Annotated in this window: 31 protein-coding genes; 8 read left to right on the top strand and 23 right to left on the bottom strand. The window is 36.2% G+C overall.

Annotated features, from left to right (window positions below; genetic code table 11):
* Window positions 1–5 precede the first annotated feature (5 nt).
* The 23 genes from PVK63_RS14040 to PVK63_RS13930 all read right to left on the bottom strand — a co-directional run bounded on the left by PVK63_RS14040 (window position 6) and on the right by PVK63_RS13930 (window position 13,418).
* Window positions 6–572 carry a hypothetical protein gene (locus PVK63_RS14040; protein WP_274440663.1) on the bottom strand — a complete coding sequence of 189 codons (567 nt, stop codon included), beginning with the start codon at window positions 570–572 and terminating at the stop codon, window positions 6–8.
* A gap of 210 nt (window positions 573–782) precedes the next feature.
* On the bottom strand, window positions 783–1,052 hold the full coding sequence (locus PVK63_RS14035) for a hypothetical protein (RefSeq protein WP_192957961.1): 270 nt from the start codon (window positions 1,050–1,052) through the stop codon (window positions 783–785).
* 114 nt (window positions 1,053–1,166) lie between these two features.
* Window positions 1,167–1,892, bottom strand: coding sequence for a hypothetical protein (locus PVK63_RS14030; protein WP_274440664.1), 726 nt, complete (start codon window positions 1,890–1,892; stop codon window positions 1,167–1,169).
* Window positions 1,893–1,914: 22 nt separating this feature from the next.
* Entirely contained in the window at window positions 1,915–2,151 is a 237-nt protein-coding gene (locus PVK63_RS14025; RefSeq protein WP_130066507.1) for a hypothetical protein, read from the bottom strand.
* 8 nt (window positions 2,152–2,159) lie between these two features.
* Window positions 2,160–2,393: a hypothetical protein gene (locus tag PVK63_RS14020; protein WP_274440665.1), complete on the bottom strand. Its 234-nt coding sequence runs from the start codon at window positions 2,391–2,393 to the stop codon at window positions 2,160–2,162.
* Between the two features lie 448 nt (window positions 2,394–2,841).
* Window positions 2,842–3,132 carry a hypothetical protein gene (locus tag PVK63_RS14015; RefSeq protein ID WP_274440666.1) on the bottom strand — a complete coding sequence of 97 codons (291 nt, stop codon included), beginning with the start codon at window positions 3,130–3,132 and terminating at the stop codon, window positions 2,842–2,844.
* 411 nt (window positions 3,133–3,543) lie between these two features.
* A complete protein-coding gene (locus PVK63_RS14010; RefSeq protein WP_130066502.1) occupies window positions 3,544–3,744 on the bottom strand; it encodes a hypothetical protein in 201 nt (66 codons plus the stop codon).
* A gap of 25 nt (window positions 3,745–3,769) precedes the next feature.
* Window positions 3,770–4,216, bottom strand: coding sequence for a hypothetical protein (locus PVK63_RS14005; protein ID WP_130066501.1), 447 nt, complete (start codon window positions 4,214–4,216; stop codon window positions 3,770–3,772).
* A gap of 9 nt (window positions 4,217–4,225) precedes the next feature.
* Complete coding sequence (locus tag PVK63_RS14000) at window positions 4,226–4,714, bottom strand: hypothetical protein (protein WP_274440667.1); 489 nt, start codon at window positions 4,712–4,714, stop codon at window positions 4,226–4,228.
* Window positions 4,715–4,797: 83 nt separating this feature from the next.
* Window positions 4,798–5,049: a hypothetical protein gene (locus tag PVK63_RS13995; protein WP_274440668.1), complete on the bottom strand. Its 252-nt coding sequence runs from the start codon at window positions 5,047–5,049 to the stop codon at window positions 4,798–4,800.
* 1 nt (window position 5,050) lies between these two features.
* A complete protein-coding gene (locus PVK63_RS13990; RefSeq protein ID WP_274440669.1) occupies window positions 5,051–5,335 on the bottom strand; it encodes a hypothetical protein in 285 nt (94 codons plus the stop codon).
* Window positions 5,336–5,347: 12 nt separating this feature from the next.
* On the bottom strand, window positions 5,348–5,929 hold the full coding sequence (locus PVK63_RS13985) for a hypothetical protein (protein ID WP_192957932.1): 582 nt from the start codon (window positions 5,927–5,929) through the stop codon (window positions 5,348–5,350).
* A gap of 180 nt (window positions 5,930–6,109) precedes the next feature.
* Window positions 6,110–6,715, bottom strand: coding sequence for a hypothetical protein (locus PVK63_RS13980; RefSeq protein WP_192957933.1), 606 nt, complete (start codon window positions 6,713–6,715; stop codon window positions 6,110–6,112).
* 265 nt (window positions 6,716–6,980) lie between these two features.
* A complete protein-coding gene (locus tag PVK63_RS13975; protein WP_192957934.1) occupies window positions 6,981–7,310 on the bottom strand; it encodes a hypothetical protein in 330 nt (109 codons plus the stop codon).
* Window positions 7,311–7,328: 18 nt separating this feature from the next.
* Window positions 7,329–8,060 carry a hypothetical protein gene (locus tag PVK63_RS13970; protein WP_192957935.1) on the bottom strand — a complete coding sequence of 244 codons (732 nt, stop codon included), beginning with the start codon at window positions 8,058–8,060 and terminating at the stop codon, window positions 7,329–7,331.
* Window positions 8,061–8,097: 37 nt separating this feature from the next.
* Window positions 8,098–8,328 (bottom strand): hypothetical protein, encoded by a 231-nt coding sequence (locus PVK63_RS13965; protein ID WP_192957936.1) that lies wholly within the window; start codon window positions 8,326–8,328, stop codon window positions 8,098–8,100.
* A gap of 26 nt (window positions 8,329–8,354) precedes the next feature.
* Entirely contained in the window at window positions 8,355–8,969 is a 615-nt protein-coding gene (locus PVK63_RS13960; protein WP_192957937.1) for a hypothetical protein, read from the bottom strand.
* A 64-nt stretch (window positions 8,970–9,033) separates the two neighbouring features.
* A complete protein-coding gene (locus PVK63_RS13955; RefSeq protein ID WP_192957938.1) occupies window positions 9,034–9,504 on the bottom strand; it encodes a hypothetical protein in 471 nt (156 codons plus the stop codon).
* A gap of 331 nt (window positions 9,505–9,835) precedes the next feature.
* A complete protein-coding gene (locus PVK63_RS13950) occupies window positions 9,836–10,147 on the bottom strand; it encodes a hypothetical protein (RefSeq protein ID WP_192957939.1) in 312 nt (103 codons plus the stop codon).
* Window positions 10,148–10,223: 76 nt separating this feature from the next.
* On the bottom strand, window positions 10,224–10,670 hold the full coding sequence (locus tag PVK63_RS13945; protein ID WP_192957940.1) for a hypothetical protein: 447 nt from the start codon (window positions 10,668–10,670) through the stop codon (window positions 10,224–10,226).
* Window positions 10,671–11,320: 650 nt separating this feature from the next.
* Window positions 11,321–11,662: a hypothetical protein gene (locus tag PVK63_RS13940; protein ID WP_192957941.1), complete on the bottom strand. Its 342-nt coding sequence runs from the start codon at window positions 11,660–11,662 to the stop codon at window positions 11,321–11,323.
* Between the two features lie 330 nt (window positions 11,663–11,992).
* The gene (locus PVK63_RS13935) at window positions 11,993–12,583 is read right to left on the bottom strand and encodes a hypothetical protein (RefSeq protein ID WP_255257968.1); all 591 of its coding nucleotides are present in this window, start codon (window positions 12,581–12,583) and stop codon (window positions 11,993–11,995) included.
* Between the two features lie 355 nt (window positions 12,584–12,938).
* Complete coding sequence (locus PVK63_RS13930; protein WP_274440670.1) at window positions 12,939–13,418, bottom strand: hypothetical protein; 480 nt, start codon at window positions 13,416–13,418, stop codon at window positions 12,939–12,941.
* A gap of 321 nt (window positions 13,419–13,739) precedes the next feature.
* On the opposite strand from PVK63_RS13930, the gene PVK63_RS13925 reads away from it, so the two are divergent.
* The 8 genes from PVK63_RS13925 to PVK63_RS13890 all read left to right on the top strand — a co-directional run bounded on the left by PVK63_RS13925 (window position 13,740) and on the right by PVK63_RS13890 (window position 25,476).
* Window positions 13,740–13,976, top strand: coding sequence for an HTH-like domain-containing protein (locus tag PVK63_RS13925; protein WP_274440671.1), 237 nt, complete (start codon window positions 13,740–13,742; stop codon window positions 13,974–13,976).
* A 5-nt stretch (window positions 13,977–13,981) separates the two neighbouring features.
* Window positions 13,982–17,353 carry a helicase-related protein gene (locus PVK63_RS13920; protein ID WP_274440672.1) on the top strand — a complete coding sequence of 1,124 codons (3,372 nt, stop codon included), beginning with the start codon at window positions 13,982–13,984 and terminating at the stop codon, window positions 17,351–17,353.
* Window positions 17,353–18,273, top strand: coding sequence for a DUF4391 domain-containing protein (locus tag PVK63_RS13915; RefSeq protein WP_274440673.1), 921 nt, complete (start codon window positions 17,353–17,355; stop codon window positions 18,271–18,273). Before PVK63_RS13920 ends, PVK63_RS13915 begins: the two co-directional genes overlap by 1 nt.
* An 86-nt stretch (window positions 18,274–18,359) precedes the next feature.
* Window positions 18,360–20,270 carry a site-specific DNA-methyltransferase gene (locus tag PVK63_RS13910; RefSeq protein ID WP_274440674.1) on the top strand — a complete coding sequence of 637 codons (1,911 nt, stop codon included), beginning with the start codon at window positions 18,360–18,362 and terminating at the stop codon, window positions 20,268–20,270.
* Window positions 20,271–20,280: 10 nt separating this feature from the next.
* Window positions 20,281–23,454: a type III restriction-modification system endonuclease gene (locus tag PVK63_RS13905; protein ID WP_274440675.1), complete on the top strand. Its 3,174-nt coding sequence runs from the start codon at window positions 20,281–20,283 to the stop codon at window positions 23,452–23,454.
* Between the two features lie 566 nt (window positions 23,455–24,020).
* Window positions 24,021–24,398, top strand: coding sequence for a DnaJ domain-containing protein (locus PVK63_RS13900; protein WP_274440676.1), 378 nt, complete (start codon window positions 24,021–24,023; stop codon window positions 24,396–24,398).
* A gap of 12 nt (window positions 24,399–24,410) precedes the next feature.
* Complete coding sequence (locus PVK63_RS13895) at window positions 24,411–24,866, top strand: hypothetical protein (RefSeq protein WP_274440677.1); 456 nt, start codon at window positions 24,411–24,413, stop codon at window positions 24,864–24,866.
* Entirely contained in the window at window positions 24,850–25,476 is a 627-nt protein-coding gene (locus PVK63_RS13890; RefSeq protein WP_274440678.1) for a hypothetical protein, read from the top strand. Before PVK63_RS13895 ends, PVK63_RS13890 begins: the two co-directional genes overlap by 17 nt.
* Window positions 25,477–25,549 lie beyond the last annotated feature (73 nt).

Below are 25,549 nucleotides of genomic sequence, written 5' to 3'. Positions count from 1 at the left end.
ACTCCCTAGCTTGCACACAATAAAAAGGTTTTGATGTCTTCTCGGCTATCAAAGCCATCAAACATAGAAACAGGTAAAATAATTTGAATGTCATATTCATGAACTTCAAGATCATCTTTTGTGATATCTAATAAGTAAGGCTTACCATTGTTTTCATATTTATCACAAAACAAAGCACCACCAACGCCATACAGAGACGGGAACTGCGCTTTTGCCATCTTATAAATAACATCAAACCCTTTAATTGCTTCTAATAAATTCTTTTTCGTTCTGTTTTTGCTTACTGCATCTAAATCACAGAAATCAAAATCATGAAACTTAACAAAGCGTTCGCCTTGTGAGCATTGAAGAATGGAAATAAATCGAGCGGTTGCATTGAATGGGAATTCAAAATAATCAGCAAACAAGTTCATTTCTGTTGCTGAAAGTAGATCTGAATAATCAGAGTGGGGTTTATCTAGCAATACGGATACTTCTGAAAGTGATGGGCCGTGTTGCTTATGAGCTAATGTTAGAAATCCATTGTCCAGAAATTCGTTAACATCAACCGCCTGAGTAGAGTTAAAAGTCATGGTTTGCATCCTTATGATTACTTGCTTAACTGACATGGTCATTATACCGCAATTAATAACAAGATGGCGCATTAAAACGAAAAATAAAGAAAATAAAAAACTTGAAAAAAAGAGGACTTAACTCGCATCATTTAAAAATGAAAACGTCTTATTTGAAAATTAATCGATATTTGGCTGAACTGATCTCATCAATCAGCCCAGCGCTTAAAACTACTTATTGAGCGCTTCCGCTTCGTGCTTTTTATAAGCGACTTGTAAAGGCGTCATACTCGCGGTTTCTTCAGAGAGTAACAGGGCATTAGTCGTATCACGATAGGCGTTAGACATCGCATAATAGTAAGCCTCTTTTTGAGCTTGCTCTTCTTCGCTGCCGTGTAGCTCTCTGAAAATCGCATGCAAGGCATCATGGCTGTAAGTCTTATTTTGATGATCATGCTTTGCCAGTGCTTGGCCTATTTTACTGTAATCCGTTGCTCTCATTAAAAATACCCTCAAGGTCGTTTGCTGCGATCATGAATCAATTCACGTTCTTATTCTATAACAATAAAACCACCACAAATAAAATTACTGTGGTGGCCTTTTTATCTTTACTCACTAAGCAACACAGTAGATATCACGATTAGCATGCTCTTTTCGAAAAACCTCAATATCATTCGATCTATCGCTTCTTGTACTCAAACGATCTACGTCTACCGCAATATGCATGATATGCCCATTAAACAACGCTATATTTTCAATAATGAACAGATCTGATAAAAAAGCATGCTCCCAAAATGACGCAGGTTTATTTTTCAGAAAAACAATCAGGGCTTGGTCTATCTTTTCGTTTACTAAGCCGTGCTCTAAGCCATATTTTATTGATAAGAAATCAGGCACATCATCCAATAGACAATGTAAAGAGAATTGCGCTCGTTGGTGTTCACCTAATGTATGTGGATTATTAAACCTTGCTGAGTAGTAAACCCATTTCATGATCAGCTCTCTCTCACTTGGAGATAACTCTGTAAGCTGGCCTTTGCACTCTTTTTTTGTAAGCTTACAATCTACCTTTTTCATTACCCATTCAATATACGTTCGTTTCTGCTCTTCAGTTGCGTCGGTTAAATGGTTTTTTAAATTACGATCTAGATTGTCTTTGGCTTTTGCCTCCAGTGGCTTAATGTTGTCGCATTGAAACTCTGGCTTAATCGTGAATGGTTTTGTGATTAGACGTTTAAAGCTCGGTGAGTAAATCGTGTTGATGATCTTAATCACAAGAATGGTGGCAAGCTTAAAATCAAACGTTGGTTCTGGGTGTGTTTCTGGTAATTGATAAAACATAATAAAAATCCTTTTTTATAGATTAAACAAAAAGTGCTTCTAAATTGATTGGGCGCTGTGGGATATAGCTGTCCATCACTTCCAGCTCATCCCCATTTACATTCACATCAATAAAGACAACTTTCTTTAAGCCTTCGTTAATTTTTGTGTATACAAGCGACACTGACGTTTGAGCGTATTTCTCTTTTAACGCTTGCATCAATTCAGTAAAAGAACTGACTTCGGTGTTGTTACCAAAACTCTTAATTAAAACCGCCATACCGCCCCCTAACTGAACATATCTAAATGAGTTAATACTTCTTGCCACACTTCTTTTTCATCCAGTGGTAAACCGTCTACGCTGCTATCAAGAACCTCACGCGATACACTGCCATGCTCAAAAAGGTACTTTGTGGTTTTTGCCATTGGGGTTAATCGAATTTTGTCTTCGCCATACTGAATACGTGCTTGCGCTGCGGTATGTAAAAACTGGTTAATTCTTCGTTGCTCTTGAATAGCCATTTTGCGGCTCCTAATAATGATGCGTTGCTTAACTGACATGGTTATTATACCGCAATTTACTCATTAAGTGTGCGCTAAGTACGCATATTAGGAAATTATATAAAGAAAAAAGACTTGCAAAAATGCCGAACCAAAACCTTATAATTTCAAAATAAACAATGTCTTATTGAAAAATAAAGAAAAGTAGTACCGTGGTAGTACAAGTAGTGAAGGGGTGTTTTTTAAGATAAGCGTTCAGCTAGGACAGAAACCCTTGGTGATGCCATTTTATTAGAATGCTTCCAAGTGACTATGCATCTTAAGCAATGGTATTATTTTTCTGAAAAACGATACCATTGCGTTAATGTCACTCGTTCTTAAGGTATGAGGGAATACCAAATTCAACAAAAGGTAATGAGGATAAAATATTTTTGGCTAATTCCTGAATGCCTGAGTGCATTCCCCATGCTCATTTATTCGCTTTTATCAGTTTTCTGTAAACTTGATAACCCGTGCTGCCTTCAATACTTTTGCAATCAAGTAAAACTAAGTGAACACTGTCACAATCAAACTCACCACTCTCAACTATTTTAGTGGCTAACTCTTTAGCGTATTTAATAGGGCTTCCGTGTGACCACGTTTCCAGAATATAAGGTATCGCAGTAAACCCATGAATAGAAAGAGTGTTTGCTCTATTTCTGCCAAGTTCTCTAGCATGTATTTTTAACCACGCTCCATAGTGTTGAACAATGTTATCCATATACGAACTACTCTTTAGTTAAGCGAGGTTTCGAATCATAGCACCAAGTCTGTTTCTCATCATGTCAGAATGGCTTTTCCGTTTTGTATTTAAACATCATTTTTCCTATTTAAATATTGGTTAATGTTGAGTTGGCTCTGAAGGGAATTGATAGCTAGTTTTTTTAAAGAACTTAGATACATCCTCTTGAAAAAAAGCATAATCCAAACACTCATGATCAACGATATAAACCACCCCATCATTAACTTTTAAGATTTCGTACAAGTGGCCTTTCTTGTAATACTTGGAAAGGTCTTGATTAGCGTAAAAAATCTGGTCTGCTGTACACTCCAAAGCGTCTTGTGTTGCGTAAGTTTCCAAATGTGAACCCTCTTTAATAAAACCGTTTAACCTTTTGTAGAAATAATTTTCCTACTTCTCTGATTTTAGCTTATTGGCTTTATTTAAAGCCTCACCAAGTGCAATTATTTGATCGCCAGAAAGACGTTCGGTTCGTCTTGGAAACCACGCTAATTCCCCACGGTCAAAGTCATCGAAAACGCCAAAATTCACACCGTCAATTTCGACTTGTAACACACCTAGCTTATCTTCGTTCAATACTACTTTGTTCATAATTCATCCTATCAGATTATGTAATTTAGCTGCCTATCTGGACACCTGACTTGCGAAACTCGCTAATTAGTGTGCTTGAGTCCATGTGTTCAAACATTTTTGCATACGTAGCTATTTCGGATCTTATGCTAGGGATATCAGATGTAAAAGTTCTTCTGACTCTCTCCCCCAGCAATGTCTCAATATATATGTAAACAATTTTTTCAACTGCATTAATAGGGGTTTTAGTTTTATTAAAATGATCGTTGAAACACCGTCTTAATCTTTCAGCTTCAAAATAATCATAGGCTAGGCATAAACTATCATTATCTAAGTTGGTGAGTAAGTTCTCAAATAGGGTAAACTTGCACACTGTAAACTTGTAATTATCAAATATATTTATGCCCTCTTCGACCCCTTCTTTTTCAGAAAAATCAAAGCGGTCTTTTGCTAGCCATTGTTCTTTTTTGATTAAAGCCTTAATATCTTCCATGCAAATTCCCTATGTAAACTGAGTTATTTTTTTTGCGATTATTTTAATGTCCCTATGAACCAATCGCTCTGAATTTTCTCGACCTGTGTGTGACCATGAAGACCTCGCGCTGATTCGCCAATCTACAGGTTCAAACATCCATATGAGATGATTTTTATCATTAAATTGACCGCTTATGTGCCAATTAAAAGTAAGACCTTTTTCTTTGTTCAAGTACCCATTGAGCTTTTGCGCTAAATTAGTGCTACTTGAAAACGTTATATATGGCTTCAACCAACATGCTTGCTCTCCAAAGATTACTGAGCGAATGCGTCCCAATCGCCCTGTAATCACCCCTGAGTAATGCCCAGCACAAGAAGCTAATGGATGAGCGCCAATTTCTAACAGAGCATCACATAATGGCTGAATTCCCTCTTCAATTATGCCCTTTTCTTTAGCTGCACTATATGCTGGATAATTTCCAGTTTTCATAATTGTGGCTGCGGTGTTTTCGGCCATAAGTTCCCCATCATTTTTCAATCTGAATTGGATAGAGTTTAGCTACTTTACCCATCGTGGTCTGTGCTGCTTTATTTGCTCTTCTAAAAATTAAAAAGCCAATCTACGCCTGTAGGTTGAGTAACATCGTCCGTCGTCCCTTCGATTGTCGCACCATGATAACCACCAACAACGGGATTAAGCGCCCCATTAGCTGCGATTTTGGCTTCCTCTATGCTTGGAAATACTGCGTGTTCTTCTCTAAAATTGTATTGAAGAGTTAACTTACAAGATCCTTTATAAGTATTGGGAACATTACATTCAATTTCTGGTAACACATCATCTAGGTTTACCATATTATTCCTTGGTTTCTATTTTGATAAACTGCGCTCTAATTTCTTTGAACTCAAACGCAGAAATTTCACCATCTACAAAGGCATTATCTAGCATTTGGGTTAATTCTATATTGTGGTGCTTATCTGTATTGGTTTTGATGATCTGGTTTAGCTCTGCATATTCAGAACTACCTCTATCAATCATCATGCTATTACCAATATAGTTATATCCATTCCATGACATATTGACTAACGATACTAAAACGAGAATGAACATACTAATTTTTACATACTGTTTAACACTCATTACTGTTCCTTATTAAATGTCGTTATCCTGTAACGCAGCTAAAATAAAAGATTTTAAGGCCTCATAATCACAAAGATTGGCTTCTTCACCGTTAAGCTCTCCGACATTAAAGAACCCCAGCTCAATCACTCTCGCGGTTGCTGCTGGATTGAGTATCCCACCAAACCGTTTATCTTCACCTAAAATGAATTCAATTAATTTGGTCATATTGTAGTTATTTATTTGGCCAATTGAATCTGTAATCACCACCACTAGCTCTTCATTTTCAGATAATACGTTTTGCTCATGAGCTTTACGCTCTGAATCCCAAAGCAAAACCTGAGTTTCAGCCTCTTGCCTTTGCTGCCTTTCTACACGCTGAGTTGCTTTCTTAGGGATAAGCTTATGAAGACATTCAATCAGAGCATTGAGCTCAAGACACTGAGTTTCATCAGTGACATACAATTGGTCAAATTTACGAACAACATGAAACCCTTTATCTTCAATTAAGGACGTGATCTCTTTTAACTCTTTTTCTGAAAAATGCTTTCCAACCGCAGGGTAAACTCTTGCTGAATTGGACGTGCTTTTCTTTACACCATAGCTATATGACATAAAAAACTCCTTCCTGTTTATTGTTTAACTGACCCGTCTATTATATCGAAAATAACAAGGTCAAAACATAATGGATCTCGTTAATTAAGCCGTTGTGGTGGTATTACAATGGTACGACAAATAATAAAAAAGGCCTTGTAATACAGAGGTACTACAAGGCCGAAATATAGCTATTCTGTCTTAGGCTTGAATATGCCGAGTAATGGCGCGATTAAGCATGTCGTATAAAAGTCCGTGCTTCTTATCATCAAAAGGATTGAGTTGATACACTCCCATTGCGTCAGCGATTCGGCTGGCCAATTGGATCATAGAATTGCCTTTCGTTCTGCATCCTTGACTCAATTCTTTCTGACCTCGTTCAAGTAAATTAATCGCCCATTTCTTATCATTCATCATGGATTCATAAGGATATAGAACAGGCTCTAAGCCAGCATTCATGATCACCATTGAATGATGCTTGTTATGTAAATCAAACTCGATGACCACTGGAACCCCTTTTGGGACAACATGCAATTCAGTGAGTAGGTTAGCGATATAGGAAAAGACATTCTTTGCTGAACAATAAGAGCTTTTCTTCAACGTATAACATGTCATCGATGTTGGCTCTTCAATATGACACAATTCAACCGTGAATTTTTTAGACTCACTTAAAAGCGTACCTACATCTTCACAGTTTGTTTCTTCGATAGAGATATTAAAATATCGACTGATCGAGAATGGACTAGCCGCTCGAAAAGTCACTGAAAAACGATTGGTTGAAAGCGTTGTTAGTGCAAGGTGATACATGATAAATCCTTATTTGCTTTATTTAACTGACACTGTCATTATACCGCAAGATAAAGATAACCAATAGTTTTGGTAAGTCTTATTTCTGTTAATATTTAAAAAGTAGTACAGAGGTATTACTTTTATTTTCGTTTTGATAGTCAAAAAAAACCACCACATGTTATGTATCCATCGGATGCAAACTATGTGGTGGCTGGGTCGTAATTATTTTTCTGAAAAATAGGAATACTACGAATGAGTATAACGATACGTGACCATGTGACAATTAAACAGATTGGTTAGTAAACTGCTCAAGTGTCACAACCGATGACATCCAATCGACTGCCACCACGTCTTGACCATCTTCAGAAACATATAAAACACTCACTTGTTTTTCGAACCCTACCATTGGGATTAATTCATGCTCTGAACCTGCTTTTTCTCTGGCTTGCTTGATCTGCTCAATAGGCGCATTCCAAAACAAAATTTCACCGTCATGTTCTTGAGTGGCACACGTTGCACCGCTTGGCCATTTTTCGTTGCTATCAACAAGCATCCCAAGAAGTGACTTTGTTGACGCTGGAGCTTTTACATCTTCACTTATTACAATTGTCATCGTATTTCCTTATTTAAGCTATTTAAGTACTTCACATGAGAACTTATTCCAAAAGCGTTCGTGACCTGTTGGGCTAATCAACTTATAACGACCAAACATCATTGAATGACTAAAATCTTCCAAATCCAATCGAAAGCCTTCATTTAAGAAAAGAATAGGGGCATCCTTAAGCGTCAGCTTGGTCCTATTTACTAATTCATTTGTGACCTGTTTTGGCTCAAAGATAAGCTCATTTTTCCCTTCATAATTCCACGAGCCAGAAATGGTGCTGTCACTATGAAACCAAACATCTGTAGATTCGGGCTTTCCTTGCAAAAGCAAAGCAAAGGAGTCGCCATTAAATGTCAATGTGGTTCGTTTTTTAGGGGAATCATAATTGGCATAATAGCCGCCATGCCCATCAAACCCTTTGCATGACCATTCTTTATTAAACACATCCTCTGGCTTAAACTCCACCACATCCACATCACAATCAAACGAAATATCATCCGTTCTTTCATCGAACACAATTCCAACTGAAGACGTTATCTTACAAGTCGCCTTTTCGTCTAACAAAACACGATTAACAAATATTGGTGATGGTGAGTCCGAGGTATAGTTAACACACTTGTAAGTAAATGAAGTTTTATCTTCGTTGATAGAAGTAAAACCACACGATGTTAATACTTCTAATTTTGGCTCTGGTGCTTCATCGCTGCACCCAAGGAGTAAAGCAGATAATGGGAGTAAACAAAATAATCCTTTTTTCATCGTATTTCCTTATTTTACTTATTCTAATAATTGGTAGTTAAGTACGGTTATAAGCTTGAGCCAGCTCTGATTCTATAGCCCACATTGGATGATGATCATCATCAGAAAACGCCACATCTAGCGATTTAGAAACCCAATGCCATAAACCATGAATTTCATCGTTACTGAGGTTTGCATCATCAGTTAATTTTAGTTCACTCAATGCGAGTTGAATGTTTCGTTCATGCTCAAAAGGTTTTAAACGCTCATAGATCTCAATTTTTTCCAAATTTGCTATTCCATTAAACCCAATAATCAGCATTCTTTGTCAGTGTATAAATCACGAAACTGAGGGTTGATTAATTCTAAATGAGCTTCGTTCCATTCCTTTACGCTCATCTGAGTGGGTGTTATCTCCATTAAAGTATTCATAACCAAAGCATAGCCATGAAGCATCTCAATATAATAACTAATCGCCTCAATTTTGAGCTCTTCATAGCGAGCACGAGAAATAAGCTGATTATCAATTTTTAATGCATATTCTCTAAGATATTCCACTCGCGCAACCTCAAACCAAAAAGATAACGGGCGTTCTTCAGTAATCACTTCAATCGGAAACGCTAAAATATCCCCTATCCCAAAGTAATCATCAATGATTGAATGAAACTCAGAAGCAGAGTTGTATTCATTTATCGTTGATTTACCTAATCGAGCTTGGTACTCCGCTAAAAAGAGACTGCCATCGTAAGCTAACTTATATTGAATATTCCCTGAAGAGATCACGTTAGTTTCACTGTATGCCCAGCACATAGGCTGCTTAGCATCGAGATTACCCACATTTGAGATCACCGAATTGGCCAGCTTAAATAAAATCGCTTTCGAACCTCGTTTGAATCGAAGGTTATTCAGTAACTCGATATGCTCTTTCATGGCAAAAACTCTTAATATTCTAATGGTAGGGATAAGGCCTAGATTATACCTTATCCCTTTCAATTTATTTGATAAAGTTAGGGTGTTTACTTCTATGATTTAAGTGTTCAATAAAGCCGCTGTGAATCGCGTCTGAATAGCCCATGCCTTTCATCGCACTGACTTCCATGTTATCTAAACGATTGTGTTGGATAACATCAAACAAGGTTTTTGAATCCTTAGCAAAATCAAGCATAAAGGCATCTCTATCATGAAGGAAATCATAAAGGTGATGTAAATTATCCCCTGCTAGGTCCACCACACAAATTTCAATCCCTTCACTTGATTGAAGGGGGTTACCGTTCGTATCGTTCCAACGCTCTGCTTTAACATCATAAACCCCTGAGAAAACGACGCCATTGGCTTTAAAAAGAACAAGCTTATTTAAAAAAGCCTCTTCTGTTTTTTTCAGTGGTAATTGAGACAAATCACGGTCCCACTTGAGCCCTTCTAGAACCCCATACCCTTGCCCATCCACAAGTAATTTCTTTAACATTTCATGCTCTCACTATAATGATAATCAACGGTTCCATTATACCGCAATACTAGAAAGTATAGTGTTATATAACGCTAATATTCAAACTAATACTGTTATTTATTATTAGCTTATAGAGTAAATACGGTAAGGGCGTTTTTCAAAAAAATGTGACCCAATAAAAATGCCCTCCAATTAAAGGAGGGCTATTTTTTTGCGCTTCAAGGTCAGTTTAAGCGAGCAATAAAGTAAAGGTAGCGAGAAGGAGCTGGCAACCTCTTAAATAGTTCCCCCTTACGCATAAGGGGGGTGCTTTAATGTCAGTCAAAGCAGTGGAGCAAACAATTTCAATTTAAACCGCACAAAGCGATTCAGAGGATTTGAAGGACTGATTACGTAATCGTCCATTAAAGTAATAATGATTGTGGAGATCATCAAGCTTATCGACTTCTTGCTCCCAAAAAATAGGGCTACTTACCTTTAATACACCCTCTAATTCGACTTCAGAGGCAATAAGGATCTCACTTGGTTTGTGGCAATACACTTTCTTGGTTACCACATTAACTAAAGCTGATTCAGTCACTCCGTCCTTATCGAGAAGTCGAGTGATTTTCCAATTATGATCTAAGGCCACAGAAGTTGATTTACTCTTTGATTTACACACACTACCACCATTTTTAATATAACCCAGTCACATTAGTATAATTCATTTCAACTCTAATCACTTCGTGGTATGGCGATTAGGTTAAACGGGTCACAAATTCATGTACTTCATTTGGTGCGCCCACTCGCAACGGAGAGAAAGCAACAATGTCATAAGAAAATAGCCACACTAAACAATCATTATTAAGACGTACCACCGCAATCGGAAATAAATCTTCATCACCATCATCTGATTTATAAATGCCATTTTCAACGCGACCAGCGAAAGCCGAACATGGATAACCATAAGCCTCCGAAACCATATCAGGCAATGATTCAAATGAGGCGTTATTTGCATTAAGGCTAGCATTCACAGCGTTAGTAATGACAGATAAACTTCCAAGCATAAAAGAAAGAGATCTTTCATAGTGCTCGATTGACGACTTATTTAATGGGTTAAATACCCATGTTAGCGCAGGAACTTTCTCTCTTAACATCGCATCAATATTCATTTTAAGTTGCCTTTCAGGTTTGTTTTGATGCATACATAATACCGCAAACTAGAATCAAAGCAACATAATAAACCCAAATTAACCGATTTAATATAAATAGGTTTCTCCATAAAAAAGATAAAAAAAACCCAACTACGAATAGTTGGGTGCAAATGCATTTATTATTGTCAGTTTTTGGTGCTAGGCTATTAATGAAAACAAAGCATACACCTAACAGCTTTATAAAACAAATTAAATAACAGGTGATTTAAATAATTATTTCGGCTGATTTTTCAAAAAAACGTTAGCCATGATAGGCACTAGCAAATCAACCAAAGAAGCAATCAATAAAAAACCCAGCCACAAGTGTCTGGGTTGCAAGTGCATATTTCAATGGTTCAACGTGTAGCTAGGGATTAAGGATTCATGGAGTTAATCATTCAAGACAGGGTTGCTCGAATGAGATTAAATATACACACAACAGAGTTATAAAACAAATGAAAATATTGTTAATTAAGTTTCTTCCGACAAGCATCACTAATCTGTTATTTCATATCAACTAGCCAACATTAGCCATAAGGCGTGTATCATAAAATAGAGCCTATCTATCATTCAGTTTTCCCACACTCACCTCACTGCTTACAACTTTAATAATACTGAATTTTTTCAAAAAAATGCCACCTCGGTTAAAGGTGGCAACGTAATTATAAGTGGTCGAGTGGGATTAAATTCTCTTCCGCTTTCTTCTCATAAGATTCAATTCTTTGATCCAATCGCTGCGGAGTAAATCGGTTTTTAGTACTTAATCCATGCTTTTCAAAGACTGCCTTTCTGATAGCTCGCTCTGATAGCTTAGAGGCTAATTCATATTCACCGACAACATGGCGAAGTAAACGAACTTCATACATTGCTTGTAGAGCAGTCTTAACATAGCGCTTTTCACCTAGAAAACGTTTAGCTAAAACAAAAGCGGTAACAGATGGAATAAGGGTTGCTAACACACTTAACAGACCTGAGATGATTGCTGCGATAACTTGTGAATCCATGATATTGCTCCTTTGATGTAATATTGCTTAACTGACAGTGTCATTATACCGCAATATACAAATATCATCAATAAATCAAAAGGATTCGTGGTGTTTTTTTAAAAAAGAAAATCTTGTTCAATCATTTAAAAATCAATAAGAAAGCATCGTTGTTATACCTTGGTACTACCTTTTAAATCTTCTTTTCTCGTGGCCAGAAAGCGACATGGATTCAGTCCCATTTTTCTAAAAAATAACACTATTTCACTGTATAACACTTGTACTACTTTTTAAATGGCAATACATTAGAACTAATTATTTTTACAACCAGTAAATAATGATTTCACAAAATTATGCAAAGAGTTCAGGCTTCAATTCCGCTACAACTTCCCACACCTTTTTATTACTAGAAGAACGAGCAATGAGGTCTTTCTTCACCAGTGCATTCAAAGCTTTTGTTGCCTCATTTTGAGCAAGTTTTGTAGTATTGAATAATTCAGTCACGAGCATACTCTTTGACTTTAATGCTTTATAAAGACAAGCAATATTATTAAGTTCTGCCGTTGTATATTCCTGATTATTTGTGTTTTGTCCCTGAATTGGTTTGGTATGTATAATTTCACAGGAAATTGAGGCGTGTTGGCACTGAAATTCAAACGCTTGACACAATGAGTTATCATTTGAATATAATATAAACGTGAGTTTCTTTTTCTCATCATATCGCACTTGAGATATCGCCTTGCTCAAATGCGCAATCAAATAAAAATCCGCTTGGTTTTTACCAATTGGATACCCATCCATCATAATAAACATTAAATCATGACAAAGTATTTTGATTTGTTCATTATTAGAGAACACAAAAACCTTATCAGTGATCCTTGTATCTATCTCTTGAATTGTATTCAATCCGACATTTTCTGCATCAACAAAAATGAGATTCATAACCTAGCCTTATTATTTTATTTAATTACTGCAACTGCACATCAATTTTTTGAAAACCCATCTCTCTCGCTTGGTTTACTAAAATATCTATTCGCCATATTCTTAATTCTGCTGTACGACCATGACGCACCGCGTAGCCAATGCCATTGACTTGATCGATACCAACCAGATGAAATTTATTTGGAATTTATTTGGAATTTCACTGGATTCTTGAGCAAGAATTTTCGTCATTGTTTTAGTTTCAGCCAAATGACGAAACCCCCCTTCTTTAACTTGATAAAAAACGACTGATATACATAACATAATGACCATTTGCAATCTACATCCTGTCATTATGTTGTTTTTAAGGGGGAATTTAAAGAACGTTAAATGGCGAGGCGCATTTTTCATAAATCATGTTAAGGGCATCAACAGATCCAGATAGAGAATAAATACTTTTAAATACTAATTTATTTTTAGAATACACTTCAATATCAGCAATATGACCTTTCTTTATCTCTTGCATCAATTTTTGTGGTGGTCTTGTTACATAGATGATCGATTCATTAGGATGAAATCCAGCTTTAAGATTGTAGCTATCAGCACCATCTACAGAGAGATTAAATTCTAAAACACCCTTTACTTTTGAAAGCTTTTTGCTCTCAACCTTTAATGTTAAAAAATTATTCTCTTTGGTTTTTCCACATCCGATAGCAAAAGTAGAGCTATCATTTTTTGTATAATGCTCATAAGTTTGTAATGTGGGTGTATATGAATTACTCCATGATAATAAATTAGCTACACTAAAATTAGAATAAAGCAATATAATAAAACCTATTATTTGTTTTTTATTCACTATTGTTTCCTTAACTATTAAATATTTCTTTCTTTATCACACTATAAATCATAGTTCGAATTCAATCATTCAAAAAAGAGTACAAAAAATCATAAGCAAGCCCCCAAAGAAACCCAATAAATAAAAATGACAAAAAATCCATATTAATCAATATGTATAAATGAAAATAATTGTCAGAGAACAATAAGTTTATAGATACAATAGCTTCATTATTAAACGAATTCTTTAATGTCCAATAATCATCCCTACGACCATTAATGGCTATTTTTGCAAAATTAGCTAAAATAGCTAAAAGTTGTTTCACCCTGTATTGGATACGTTATGAACAAAGAAATTATAGAAGAAATCAAGCTGGCACTTACTTCAGCACCTCGTAATCAGTACATGACAGAATTTTGTCTACAATCAATCAAATATGCTGATGAACTAAGCAATCTTACCGCAAGAGAGTTTTGTGAAGAGTTGGGGATAAAACCTAGCTATGGCACAGAGTTTAGTAAGATGAGAAACCTTACCTCACGGCTTAAAGCTGCTGGTTTAGATACAAGGAAGATATAGCCAGTATGCTAATTGATAATGTAACAACTAAAGTATCAGAAACGCTTTCCGCTTCGATTCAAGCTAACGATAAGCTATCTGTAATGACAGGGCTTTTCTCAATCTATGCTTTCGATCATTTAAAAGATTCATTGAGTCAGTTAGATTCAGCACGATTGTTATTCTCTCAAGCGAAAGGGTTCGATTCATTTGACTCACTAGGAAGTGAATCGCCTTTTGGTGCGTTGAATGGTACAGCATTAGAAAACAAGTTCCGTAACCAGTTAAATCAAAAAGCAATAGCACAAGAGTTTGCTCATTGGTTAGAGGAAAAGACATCCGTTCGCTTAGTACAACAAGCTGGAGCAGTTCATCAGCACATCACGCACGTAAACTCACATTCAGAATCAATTGCTATAAATGGTGCTCAATTCAATGGTCAAGGTATTGGATTAACAGAGTCGAATGGCTTTGACATGATTAGTCTTGCCAATGCTGATCAAGCTAAAGAGCTTTTAGGGTTCTTTAATAGAGTTTGGGGAAGCAAAGCACAAGTTAAAGACGCAAAGGCACTTCTACAAGCGGAGCTTGCCAAATTCACGACGGATCAAACACCACAGTTTATCTACTTCATTACGTTATATAATATTTTTAAAGATTTTGTGGGTGATCTGCAAGAAGACAAGATCTTAAAAACTAAAACAGGTTTTAAAGATACGATTGTTTGGAACAAACTGTACAAGTTTCAAAAAGATGGTGTATTAGGTGCAATCGACAAACTTGAGCATTTCAACGGTTGTATCATCGCTGATAGTGTTGGTTTAGGTAAGACTTTTGAAGCACTTGCTGTAATCAAATACTACGAACTTCGCAATGATAAGGTGCTTGTGCTTTGTCCTAAAAAGCTTCGTGATAATTGGCTAATCTACACGCAGAACGACAAAAGAAACTTACTTTCTAGTGATCGCTTTAACTACGATGTTTTGAATCATACTGATATGAGCCGAAACAGTGGATTCTCAGGTGATATCAATCTTGAAACTATCAATTGGGGCAACTATGACCTTGTAGTGATAGATGAATCTCATAATTTCCGAAACAATAATCCTAAGAAAGATGGTCGAAATCGTTACCAGAGATTACTTGAAGATATCATTCAGGCAGGGGTAAAAACGAAGGTGCTGATGCTCTCAGCTACGCCAGTTAATAACCGCCTAAATGACATGAAAAACCAAGTAGCCTTTATCACTGAGGCGAATGACCAAGCTTTACACGATCACGGTATCAACAGTATTGAAGGAACACTAAGACAAGCTCAGACTCGCTTCTCTAAGTGGGCTGAACAAGATCCTGATATTCGTACATCGAAAGACCTTTTGGATTCGATGAATTTCGATTATTTCAAATTACTGGATATTTATACAATAGCCCGTTCACGCAAGCATATTGAAAAATATTATGGTACTGCTGATATCGGAAAGTTCCCGACCAGACTATTACCTGTAAATATAAAAGCACCAATTGATCTCAAAGATCAGTTTCCACCGTTGGAAGAAGTGAATAAGACAATTCGTAGACTATCTCTTGCATTCTACTCACCGATGAAATACGTGAGAATGGATAAAAAAGCTGAGTATGCGAGACGCTATGACCAAGAGGTTAAAGGCGGTAAAAGTGTATTTAAGCAAGTAGACCGTGAAGAAAGCTTGATCCATCTTATCCGTATCAATCTGCTTAAGCGTATGGAAAGCTCAATCCATTCGTTCACGCTAACATCAGAAAAAGTGCTTACTCAGGTAGATACACTACTAAACAAAATTCATAATTTTAACGCTAATATTAAGCCCCATATCAATAAACAAATAGCTAGTGATGAATTGACAGAAGAGTTTGTTGCTCCACCAATTGAAGAAATTGATGATCTAGAATTTAACTCACCAGAACTCGCTCCATATCTAATTGGTAATAAAACCAAAGTGCGTATTCAAGATATGGATTTGGTTCGATTCGCTCAAGATCTTGAAGCGGATAGAGTATTTTTGCAAGAAATCGTTCGTATTTCAAAAAGCATTAATTCAGAACGTGATGCCAAACTTTCTATGTTGAAAGAAGCGTATCTTGAGAAATGTAAGAACCCGATAAATGGTAATAATAAAAAAGTTATTATCTTTACTGCTTTTGCCGATACCGCAGAGTACCTATACAAAAATCTATCATCTTGGGCTTCACAAGAGTTAGGGCTTCACTCTGCCATTATCACAGGTCAAAAAACAGAAACGACTTTGCGTGGAACGGATGGTAAAAAGTTCAAAACTGACTTGAATAGCCTTTTAACTCATTTCTCACCTAAATCCAAAGAGCGTGAAAAAGTCTTTCCTGAGTTTAAAGAAGAAGTCAATATTCTTATTGCTACAGATTGTATCTCTGAGGGGCAAAACCTTCAGGATTGTGATTATCTAATCAACTATGACATTCATTGGAATCCAGTCCGTATCATTCAGCGTTTTGGACGTATAGACCGTTTAGGTTCAGTGAACGATGTGATCCAGCTTGTTAACTTTTGGCCAAACATGGAGTTGGATGAGTATATCAATCTTGAAGCAAGAGTTAGCGGAAGAATGGTATTACTTGATATTTCAGCAACGGGTGAAGAAAACGTTATAGAGCAAGACCCTAAAATCAACAAAGGAATGAATGATTTAGAGTATCGTAGAAAACAGCTTGAGCAACTTCAAAATGCGGTTGTTGATCTTGAAGAAATCTCAGGTGGTGTCTCTATTACTGATTTGACCTTAAATGATTTTAGAATGGATTTGTCTGGTTTCTTGAGCAATAAAGAGCTGAATAGCAAAGATAATGACAATTCCCCATCCATAAGAGGTCAAGAGCTATTAGAACAATCACCAATAGGTTTGTTTGCGCCAGTGGTTATAGACAAAGAAGCATTTGAATCTGAGTCGAGTCAGTTTTCTGGTCTTGGTGATGAGATTGAATCAGGCGTGATCTTTTGTCTAAAAGACATTAAAGGAAAGGTTCAAGTTGAAGAAAGCTATTCACTTGCACCTTACTATCTTGTCTATATTTCTGATGAAGAAGAAATTTTACTTTCGTTTACTCAGTCAAAACAAATCCTCGACCTATGTAAAAAACTAGGCTCAGAGTTAACCAATATTGACCAATCAACAGACGCTTACAATCAGTTTGCAAAACGTTCTCAAAACGGTAAACAAATGAAGCATTACCAGAATCTTCTCGCTAAGGCGGTAGAAAATATTGCAGGTAAGAGTGAGGAGATTGGAGCAATGAGCCTCTTCAATAGAGGTGGAACGGTCTTATCTGCATCAAGCACTCAAAACGTCAATGATTTTGAAGTTGTTAGCTATATGGTGATTTTGTAATGGAGCTTATTGATTTTCGAAATAACGATAAAACAGAACATAACAGTTTGATTGAAAAGGTTTGTGAGAATTTAGCTCTTCCAGATTCAACGTTTCTTGGTACTCGTATAACTAAGAAAATGCTGGTGGATAATAACGAACTGAGTAGTCATGATAAAAAGCTAGTAACGGATGTTATTCAATCTATCGTGTGGCAGAACACCCTTAAGCCAGAAACGCTCAATGTCCCTGTTTATGTTACTGAAACGGTTGAATACATAGAAATAGCGGTAATTCGTGTTGTACTGAAAAGTGATATCAAGAATAAAATCAAACTCAAGAATGTAGCCAAGCTCTTACATACGCTGATTCCTTATCCAGTGATTTTACTTTTAGAACTAGGTGAAGAACTAGCGATAAGCCTAGCCGATAAGCGTATTAACCAAGCAGACAAGAGTAAGTTGGTTATTGAGCATATCTACAACAGTGATTGGTTAAGCTCAACGGGCTTAACTGAAAATGAGAATAATTTTCTTAATGATTTTTCACTGAAAAATATTTCAAATATAAATTATTTCGAGTTTTATCAAGACTTGATCTCAATGCTTATCGGAATTGAAGCAAGTAAAATCTCAGGTCGGTATGTATCAAAAATTGATTCACCTCAGATGATCTCCGAAAATTCAAATGATAGCGGTTCTGAATTACGAGAAGAAAAGCAGACTTATGATACATTAACAGAAACAGCTTCTTCTTTTGTTGAAAAGAGCAATGAAGATAAAACAGCTTTACTGCGTGAACTGGAAGGCTTAGAAGCAGAACTGAGTAGTATCAGAAGCAAGATAAAAAAGGAGACGCAAATGAATACGAAAATGCGTCTTAATGTGCAAGCAAGGAAAGTCAAACAAGCGATTTCAGCGATTACATCTCAGTTGGCGTAAACTATCTGAAATAGCATTGTTTATTATAATTTTAAGTGTTGTGTAGCAACGTCTTGCGACAATACTGACAGTTAATAGGTCGAAAAATGAGCGAAATAGATAAAATTACGGGCAGCAGCCCTGAAGCAAAAAGCTTAGATATCACACAGCAAAACATTGAACAGCTTAAACAGCTTTTTCCTGATGTTTTTTCTGAAAACAAGATTGATTTTGAAGCACTAAAAGCAGTTTTAGGTGAAAAAATTGACGATTCAGAAGAACGTTACAACTTTACATGGAATGGTAAAGCGAAAGCTCGACAAATCGCTCAAACACCATCAACAGGTACATTACGTCCTTGCAAAGAGGAAAGTGTTAATTGGGACACAACTGAAAACTTGTTTATCGAAGGCGATAACCTTGAAGTGCTTAAGCTGCTTCAAAAGTCTTACCACAAAAAAGTTAAGATGATCTATATCGACCCACCATATAACACAGGTAAGGATTTTGTTTATAGTGATAATTTTCATAATAACATCCAGAATTATTTAGAGATTACCAACCTAGTCGATGATAGTGGGAATAAGCTGAAAACAAATACTGATACATCTGGACGTTATCATTCTGATTGGCTCAATATGATCTACCCTCGTCTTAAACTGGCGAGAAACTTATTAAAAGACGATGGTGTTATATTTATTTCTATTGACGAAAATGAAATAAATAATTTACGTAACATATGCAATGAGATATTTGGTGAAGATAATTTCATAGCATGTATTGCAAACATAAATAACCCTAAAGGGAGATCTGATGATAAATATATTGCTCGTTCACACGAATATATTTTATGTTATAAAAAACAAGATATTCTTTTTTATGGATGGGAGCCAGAGGAAAATATCACAAAAAGATATAACAAATCAGATAGTAAAGGGAAGTATAGAGATATTGATTTAAGAAAGACTGGCGATAATGACAGAAGAGAGGATCGCCCAAATCTTTTTTATTACTTTATGTACAATGAAGTAACAAGCGAGCTGTACCCTACTTACGATGATGCTTCCATTGAAGGCTTCATTCAAATAAAACCAACTAGAGAAGATGGTTCCGATGGTAATTGGCGTTGGTCATTAGATTCAGCAAAAGAAAAAATTGATTTATTGCAAGCCAGATATATGAATGTAAGGGGCAAATGGACTGTTTCTGTTAAAGACTATTTAACTTCTGATAAAAGAGTTAAGCCAACCTCTTCTTGGACTCACAAGTTTGCAAATAGTGAAAGAGGTACTGAACAACTTGTCAGCTTGGGATTTGACAAAAAATTATTTCCTAACCCGAAACCTATAGGTTTACTACAAGCTATTATGGTCATGGCAACAGGTGAAGAAGACATTATTTTGGATTTTTTTGCAGGTTCAGGCTCAACAGGTCATGCGATGTATGCACAAAATAGTAAGGATAATCTTCAACGAAAGTTCATCCTTGTACAGTTACCAGAACCAGTAGTTAAAGACACAATAGCAGCTAACCTAGGTTATAAAGTGATTCCAGAAATTACGAAAGAACGCTTAGTTAAAGCTGGTGAAAAGTATGAAAAAAATGGTTTTAAGGTATTTAAGTTAGACGAAACAAATATCCGCCCTTGGGATGCAGACTTTGACAACCTTGAACTGGTTCTTCAGCAAGCAACAGAATCAATCAAGGCTGATCGTTCAAGCGAAGATGTTCTGTATGAAATATTCCTAAAGTATGGCTACGACCTAACAACACCTGTAGATACAGAAGTTGTTAACGGAAAGACTGTATTTATTGTTGGTGCAGGTGCTTTGATTGTTTGCCTAGATGACGAAATTACAGGTGAAACAGTAGAAGGTATCGCCAAGCTGAAAGAAGAGCTAGATCCAGAAACTACCCAAGTTGTATTCAAAGATGCAGGATTTGCTGATAGCAATGTAAAAACTAATGCTATTCAGATCTTGAAGCAAGCTGGCATTGACGATGTTAAAAGCATTTAGGGGATAAATTATGTCTGAAATGAAGATAAAGTTTAACCCTGATCTTGATCATCAAAAAGAAGCGATTAACGCGATTGTTGGTGTATTTGAAGGACAAGAAACATTTCAATCTAACTTCACTGTATCAAACGCTGTTCAATCAGATATGTTTGAGAAAAATGATGGTATCGGTGTTGCCAACGCAATTAAGCTACTCGATGAAGAGCTGTATGAAAATACACGGAATGTTCAGTTGGTTAACGGTTTACCTCAAACAGAAAATGCAAAAAAATCACTTACAAGCCTCGATTTTACTGTTGAAATGGAAACTGGTACAGGTAAAACATACGTTTACTTGCGAAGTGCATTTGAGCTTAATCAACGTTATGGATTAACAAAATTCATCATCGTTGTTCCATCAGTGGCAATCAAAGAAGGTGTTTATAAATCTCTGCAAATGACGGAAGACCATTTCAGAAAAGAGTATAAGAACGTTCAATATGATTACTTTGTCTATGATTCTTCAAAACGTGAGCAAGTAAGAAACTTTGCTACGAATGATTATATTCAAATTATGGTAATCAACATTGACGCTTTTAGTAAGTCTTTCACTGATCCAGAGAAAGAGACGAAAGCTAACCTGATTCACCGTACTGATGATCGTCTAAACGGTATGAAACCTATCGAGTTCATCCAAGCAACAAATCCTGTTCTTCTAATTGATGAACCTCAATCTGTTGCATCTACGAACAACCGTAAAAAAGCGATTGCAAGTTTAAATCCACTTTGTACGTTCCGATATTCAGCGACATTGACAGAAAAATTTAATTTGCTTTATAAGCTTGATTCGATTGATGCTTATACTCGTAAACTGGTTAAACAGATTGAAGTTGCTTCACTGGAGGTTCAAGACAATCATAACCAAGCGTATATCAAGCTGATTAGTGTTGATAATAAGAAATCACCAATCACCGCTAAAATTGAGATTGATAAGCAGAATCCTAAAACTGGTAAATTACTTCCCCGTAAACCAATTACAGTGAAAAGTGGCCAAGATTTATTTGAAGCTTCTGGTGGAAGAACTGTTTATGAAGGTTATGTAATCAACGACATTTACTGTGAAGAAGGTAATGAGTATATCGACTTTACGAGTCGTGATGACATCATAGAACTAAGTCAATCCATAGGTGAAGTTGATCAAGATACCTATAAGCGATTACAGGTATCTAAGACCGTTGAAGAACACCTTGAAAAAGAGCTTAAATTCTATAGAAAAATTACGACTGGCGTAGACATAATGGATCATTCCAAGATTCTAAGCCAGAAAGGTATTAAGGTTTTGAGCCTGTTCTTCATAGATAAAGTAGCTAATTACCGAGGCTATTCAAGTGATGGTGTGCCAGTTCAGGGTAAATTTGCCAAGTGGTTTGAAGAAGAATTTACACAACAGCTCAGAAAGCCAAAGTATCGTGTTTTATATCCTTCAATTTGGGATAAGAATGAAGCAGATAAGCCAACCTTAAATGAACATGCGCTCAAGGAACTAGCGAGTTCAGTTCACAATGGTTACTTTGCTCAAGACAAGAAAAAAGATGCGTCAGGTAATCCTCAATTTGCAGAATCTAAACTTTCAGCAAAAGGTGAAGGTGGTAAAACTGCTGCTGATGAATCTGCTTATAACTTGATTATGAAAGACAAAGAAAAGCTTTTATCAATGGATGAAAAGCTTCGATTTATCTTCTCTCACTCAGCCTTGAAAGAAGGTTGGGATAACCCTAATGTATTCCAGATTTGTACGTTGAACGAAACTAACTCTGTGATGAAGAAGCGTCAGGAGATTGGTCGAGGTTTACGTTTAGCCGTAGATCAGTCGGGTGAACGTGTACCGTATGGCTTTGAGGTTAATACGCTTACTGTAATGGCAAATGAGTCTTATGATCAATTTGTTGCAGCTCTTCAAAAAGAGATTGAGGAAGAGGAAGGGATCAAGTTTGGTGCCGTTGAAAAACACCAATTTGCAAATATTGTTATCTCTGATGAACATGACACTAAAGAGTTTCTTGGTGCTAAAAAATCTGAAGAAATTTATCTGCATCTAGCGGATAAAGGCTACATCGATAAAAAAGGCAAAATTCTAGATTCTCTTAAAACTGCTCTGGTTGATAATACGGTTAGTTTACCTGAAAGTGTTCAAGAACATTCAGATGCGATTCTTGCAACTTTAACTAAGGTTGCTAAAGGCTTAAGCATTAAAAAACATGAAGAGAAGAAAACAGCAACACTTCGTGAAGATAATGGTAAGCAAATCGTGCTTGGGGATGATTTTAAAGCTCTTTGGGACAGAATTAAGTACAAGACTACTTACCGAGTGAATTTCAGCGTTGATGAGCTTGTACAGAAATGTATCAAGGAAATCAGAGCGTCAGTTGCGGTTGCAAGTGCGAAGTTTGAATATAAAAAAGTGAAAGTAGCTATAACAGAAGCGGAACTTGAGACTTTTAATGAAGAATCAAAGATCCAATACTACCGTAATCGAAACTTCCAACTTCCAGACGTAGTAACGTATCTTGAATCAAACACGAACCTAACCCGTAAGACAGTGGTAGATATTCTGCTTGGACTAGGTGATAAGTTAGAAGCATTCAAGAACAACCCACAGCGATTCATCGAACTTGCTAGTGAAGTGATCCGTAAGCAAATGCGTTTAGCAATTGTTGATGGTATCTCATATCACAGAATTGGAGATGAAGATTACTACGCTCAGGAGTTGTTCCAAGAAGAAGAGCTTACTGGTTATCTTAAGAATATGGTTGAGGCGAACAAGTCTGTTTACGATTACATTATTTGTGATTCTGATACAGAGTTCGAATTTGCAGAGAAGCTTGAAGAATCAACGGACGTTAAGCTTTACGCTAAATTACCAGCGTGGTTTAAGATTGATACTCCGTTAGGTAGTTATAACCCTGATTGGGCGGTCTTAATTGATAAAGAAGACGGTATGGGAGATCAGCTCTATTTTGTAGTTGAGACTAAATCTAGTATATTCTCTGATGATTTACGATCTTCCGAGCAAGCTAAAATTGATTGTGGTATTGAACACTTTAAAGCGTTGTCGCAAGACAAGAACGGAAAAGCCTTAGATAACCCAGCTAAGTTCGTGAAGGCTGATAGCTATAACACTTTTACTTCACACTTAGAAGAATAATGCACCTCCCACCCTACGAGATAGCTCAACAACTAGTTATCTCTTAGGGTGGACTTTTTCGAATAAGTATTCGTATTTATTCTGATTTATCCATCTCTTCTTACATAATATACCTAAAAGTAATCAAACTTTAACATTCACATTTGTAGAAATAGAATTAAAATTATCATTTTATATCAAGTATTTAATGTATTTCGACAGTTATAATGGGTAGTGAATAACACATTTACCCCATAAACGAACAAACAACCGCCACAAAAAAGCCATATCTATATATTAGTATGGTTTTTTTATACATTTTTCAGAAAAATGACTCATCGTAAGACCATATTTATCAAGCCCTAAAGCCGTTTAAGCAATAACCTATCTATAAGAACTTATCCGTTTTCAAAATAGCCTCAAATGCAACATGTAGACACAGGTCCCGCCCTTGAGCTTCTAATCACATCAAGAAAGTAACCAGTATGTCGTTAATAACATATGCTAAGATTTTAGTTTCTGGTATAAAGAGCACTCATATTACATATTCAAGGTTCTTAAAGCACCGTTCTCAAGGAGCTACATCCGTGAAATTTATTATTATTACTGTTTTAGTACTAATCATCGTTAAGCTCTACTTTTCATTGAAAACTATTAAAAAGCGATGTGCAGATCTGGAAACTCTAGAGGCTGAACCAGAGATCGCAGTGTCGCAACATAACAATGAAATTGATTACTTCAAGTCAGACCGTGATCGTATTTTATTTTTGTTGTTAGAAGTCGATGGAAAGCGTCGTAACCAACAACTTGGTATTACTTCAGAAATGTATGAAAATCCAGAGGTTGCTAAAAAGTGGTACAAGACACTTGCAACCAAGGTTCATCCAGATAAGAACCCCAATGAACCCAAAGCCGCAGAGGCATTTGACAAACTTAAAAATCTTTATAGCAAAATCACGTTTTAACTGGAGCAAACTATGACTAGCTCCAATTTACCCAAAGTGAGGGAGCCATTATCTCATTTTATTAAGGTTGAAGAGTTCAATATTTCACGAGATTTAAACAAAACTCTGACTGAAAATAATAAAACGTTAGCAGAGAATTCATTTACTGAAATAGACCATATAAATAAAACGCATACTCCATATATCGATGCAGAGTCTTTAGTAACATCATTGGGAACCGATCGAAAGCCAATTCGAAAATTACTTGCTGATTCAGCTGAAGAAGACGTACAAAAGGTCAATGGTAAGAGCTCAATTCGTATATCCATAGTGAAAGAGTTCTTGCAAACATACAGCGAACAACCTAGGCCACGCTCTACTCAAATTAAGACACAAACAACCCAGCAATTGATTAATGAAGCAGGTAGGTTGACTTACGAGCAGATTGTGGAACAACAAAATAGCGAAGATAATGATGACAAAAGTTAAACCTCTGCCTGAAACCCAAAAGGCTATATCGACCTCTCGTGATGGAGCCGTTTTCATTCAGATTTATACTGATACAAAAATCACAAACAGCAACATTTATATTGAAGCTAATAATATTAGCGAACATTCCCCACTAACTCCATCAGAAGTTAATGAGTTAATAGTAGATAGCCCTGAGGGTATTGTAATTACTCATAATGATCAAAGATTAGTCAAGCTCTCCGCTGTGGTTAAATGGAACGACCCGAAATTAAGGGATATCGACCCTAATGTTAGTCAAAAGGCAAGGTTATTTGAATCCAATGTTGAAGAAATAAATCACAATAAAGAGCTTATAGACGAAAGAGTAGTAGCCTCTGAAACTGTCAAATATAAATCAAAGAAGGCCAAACGAGATTATCGGAAAGCGAGGGCGTTAATAGGTTTAGAATCAACCTGCGAAGAGACTGGAAAACTTGGCACTAAAGATGATCCAACGGAAATTCATCATGCTCCTAGGGAACAAGATTCCCCCGAATTAGCAGCTGAAGAGTCAACTCTTAAAGAAATTCTCAGAAGCCTACATAAAAAGGTAAAGCATGGTAAAGATAACGAGCCTTTTAATTCATAATGAATTTATTCTTCAATCACCATTGTAGAAAGGCAACAAGGTTCTTATTCTTTTTCTTGATTTATCAATATAA

Origin of the sequence: Aliivibrio sp. S2TY2, from assembly GCF_028765525.1 — a bacterium.
Classification (GTDB): Bacteria; Pseudomonadota; Gammaproteobacteria; order Enterobacterales; family Vibrionaceae; genus Aliivibrio; species Aliivibrio finisterrensis_A.
This window is presented reverse-complemented; position numbering and strand designations above follow the sequence as displayed.

What these genes read in the sequence shown, in the direction of transcription:
- PVK63_RS13960 (WP_192957937.1), bottom strand. Translation starts at nt 8,969, where the DNA reads ATGAAAGAGCATATCGAGTTACTGAATAACCTTCGATTCAAACGAGGT.
- PVK63_RS14015 (WP_274440666.1), bottom strand. Translation starts at nt 3,132, where the DNA reads ATGGATAACATTGTTCAACACTATGGAGCGTGGTTAAAAATACATGCT.
- PVK63_RS13970 (WP_192957935.1), bottom strand. Translation starts at nt 8,060, where the DNA reads ATGAAAAAAGGATTATTTTGTTTACTCCCATTATCTGCTTTACTCCTT.
- PVK63_RS13945 (WP_192957940.1), bottom strand. Translation starts at nt 10,670, where the DNA reads ATGCATCAAAACAAACCTGAAAGGCAACTTAAAATGAATATTGATGCG.
- PVK63_RS13995 (WP_274440668.1), bottom strand. Translation starts at nt 5,049, where the DNA reads ATGGTAAACCTAGATGATGTGTTACCAGAAATTGAATGTAATGTTCCC.
- PVK63_RS13935 (WP_255257968.1), bottom strand. Translation starts at nt 12,583, where the DNA reads ATGAATCTCATTTTTGTTGATGCAGAAAATGTCGGATTGAATACAATT.
- PVK63_RS14040 (WP_274440663.1), bottom strand. Translation starts at nt 572, where the DNA reads ATGACTTTTAACTCTACTCAGGCGGTTGATGTTAACGAATTTCTGGAC.
- PVK63_RS13955 (WP_192957938.1), bottom strand. Translation starts at nt 9,504, where the DNA reads ATGTTAAAGAAATTACTTGTGGATGGGCAAGGGTATGGGGTTCTAGAA.
- PVK63_RS13985 (WP_192957932.1), bottom strand. Translation starts at nt 5,929, where the DNA reads ATGTCATATAGCTATGGTGTAAAGAAAAGCACGTCCAATTCAGCAAGA.
- PVK63_RS13920 (WP_274440672.1), top strand. Translation starts at nt 13,982, where the DNA reads ATGCTAATTGATAATGTAACAACTAAAGTATCAGAAACGCTTTCCGCT.
- PVK63_RS14030 (WP_274440664.1), bottom strand. Translation starts at nt 1,892, where the DNA reads ATGTTTTATCAATTACCAGAAACACACCCAGAACCAACGTTTGATTTT.
- PVK63_RS13980 (WP_192957933.1), bottom strand. Translation starts at nt 6,715, where the DNA reads ATGTATCACCTTGCACTAACAACGCTTTCAACCAATCGTTTTTCAGTG.
- PVK63_RS14025 (WP_130066507.1), bottom strand. Translation starts at nt 2,151, where the DNA reads ATGGCGGTTTTAATTAAGAGTTTTGGTAACAACACCGAAGTCAGTTCT.
- PVK63_RS13990 (WP_274440669.1), bottom strand. Translation starts at nt 5,335, where the DNA reads ATGAGTGTTAAACAGTATGTAAAAATTAGTATGTTCATTCTCGTTTTA.
- PVK63_RS13895 (WP_274440677.1), top strand. Translation starts at nt 24,411, where the DNA reads ATGACTAGCTCCAATTTACCCAAAGTGAGGGAGCCATTATCTCATTTT.
- PVK63_RS13905 (WP_274440675.1), top strand. Translation starts at nt 20,281, where the DNA reads ATGTCTGAAATGAAGATAAAGTTTAACCCTGATCTTGATCATCAAAAA.
- PVK63_RS13940 (WP_192957941.1), bottom strand. Translation starts at nt 11,662, where the DNA reads ATGGATTCACAAGTTATCGCAGCAATCATCTCAGGTCTGTTAAGTGTG.
- PVK63_RS14005 (WP_130066501.1), bottom strand. Translation starts at nt 4,216, where the DNA reads ATGGAAGATATTAAGGCTTTAATCAAAAAAGAACAATGGCTAGCAAAA.
- PVK63_RS13915 (WP_274440673.1), top strand. Translation starts at nt 17,353, where the DNA reads ATGGAGCTTATTGATTTTCGAAATAACGATAAAACAGAACATAACAGT.
- PVK63_RS13925 (WP_274440671.1), top strand. Translation starts at nt 13,740, where the DNA reads ATGAACAAAGAAATTATAGAAGAAATCAAGCTGGCACTTACTTCAGCA.
- PVK63_RS13975 (WP_192957934.1), bottom strand. Translation starts at nt 7,310, where the DNA reads ATGACAATTGTAATAAGTGAAGATGTAAAAGCTCCAGCGTCAACAAAG.
- PVK63_RS13890 (WP_274440678.1), top strand. Translation starts at nt 24,850, where the DNA reads ATGATGACAAAAGTTAAACCTCTGCCTGAAACCCAAAAGGCTATATCG.
- PVK63_RS14000 (WP_274440667.1), bottom strand. Translation starts at nt 4,714, where the DNA reads ATGGCCGAAAACACCGCAGCCACAATTATGAAAACTGGAAATTATCCA.
- PVK63_RS14035 (WP_192957961.1), bottom strand. Translation starts at nt 1,052, where the DNA reads ATGAGAGCAACGGATTACAGTAAAATAGGCCAAGCACTGGCAAAGCAT.
- PVK63_RS14010 (WP_130066502.1), bottom strand. Translation starts at nt 3,744, where the DNA reads ATGAACAAAGTAGTATTGAACGAAGATAAGCTAGGTGTGTTACAAGTC.
- PVK63_RS14020 (WP_274440665.1), bottom strand. Translation starts at nt 2,393, where the DNA reads ATGGCTATTCAAGAGCAACGAAGAATTAACCAGTTTTTACATACCGCA.
- PVK63_RS13910 (WP_274440674.1), top strand. Translation starts at nt 18,360, where the DNA reads ATGAGCGAAATAGATAAAATTACGGGCAGCAGCCCTGAAGCAAAAAGC.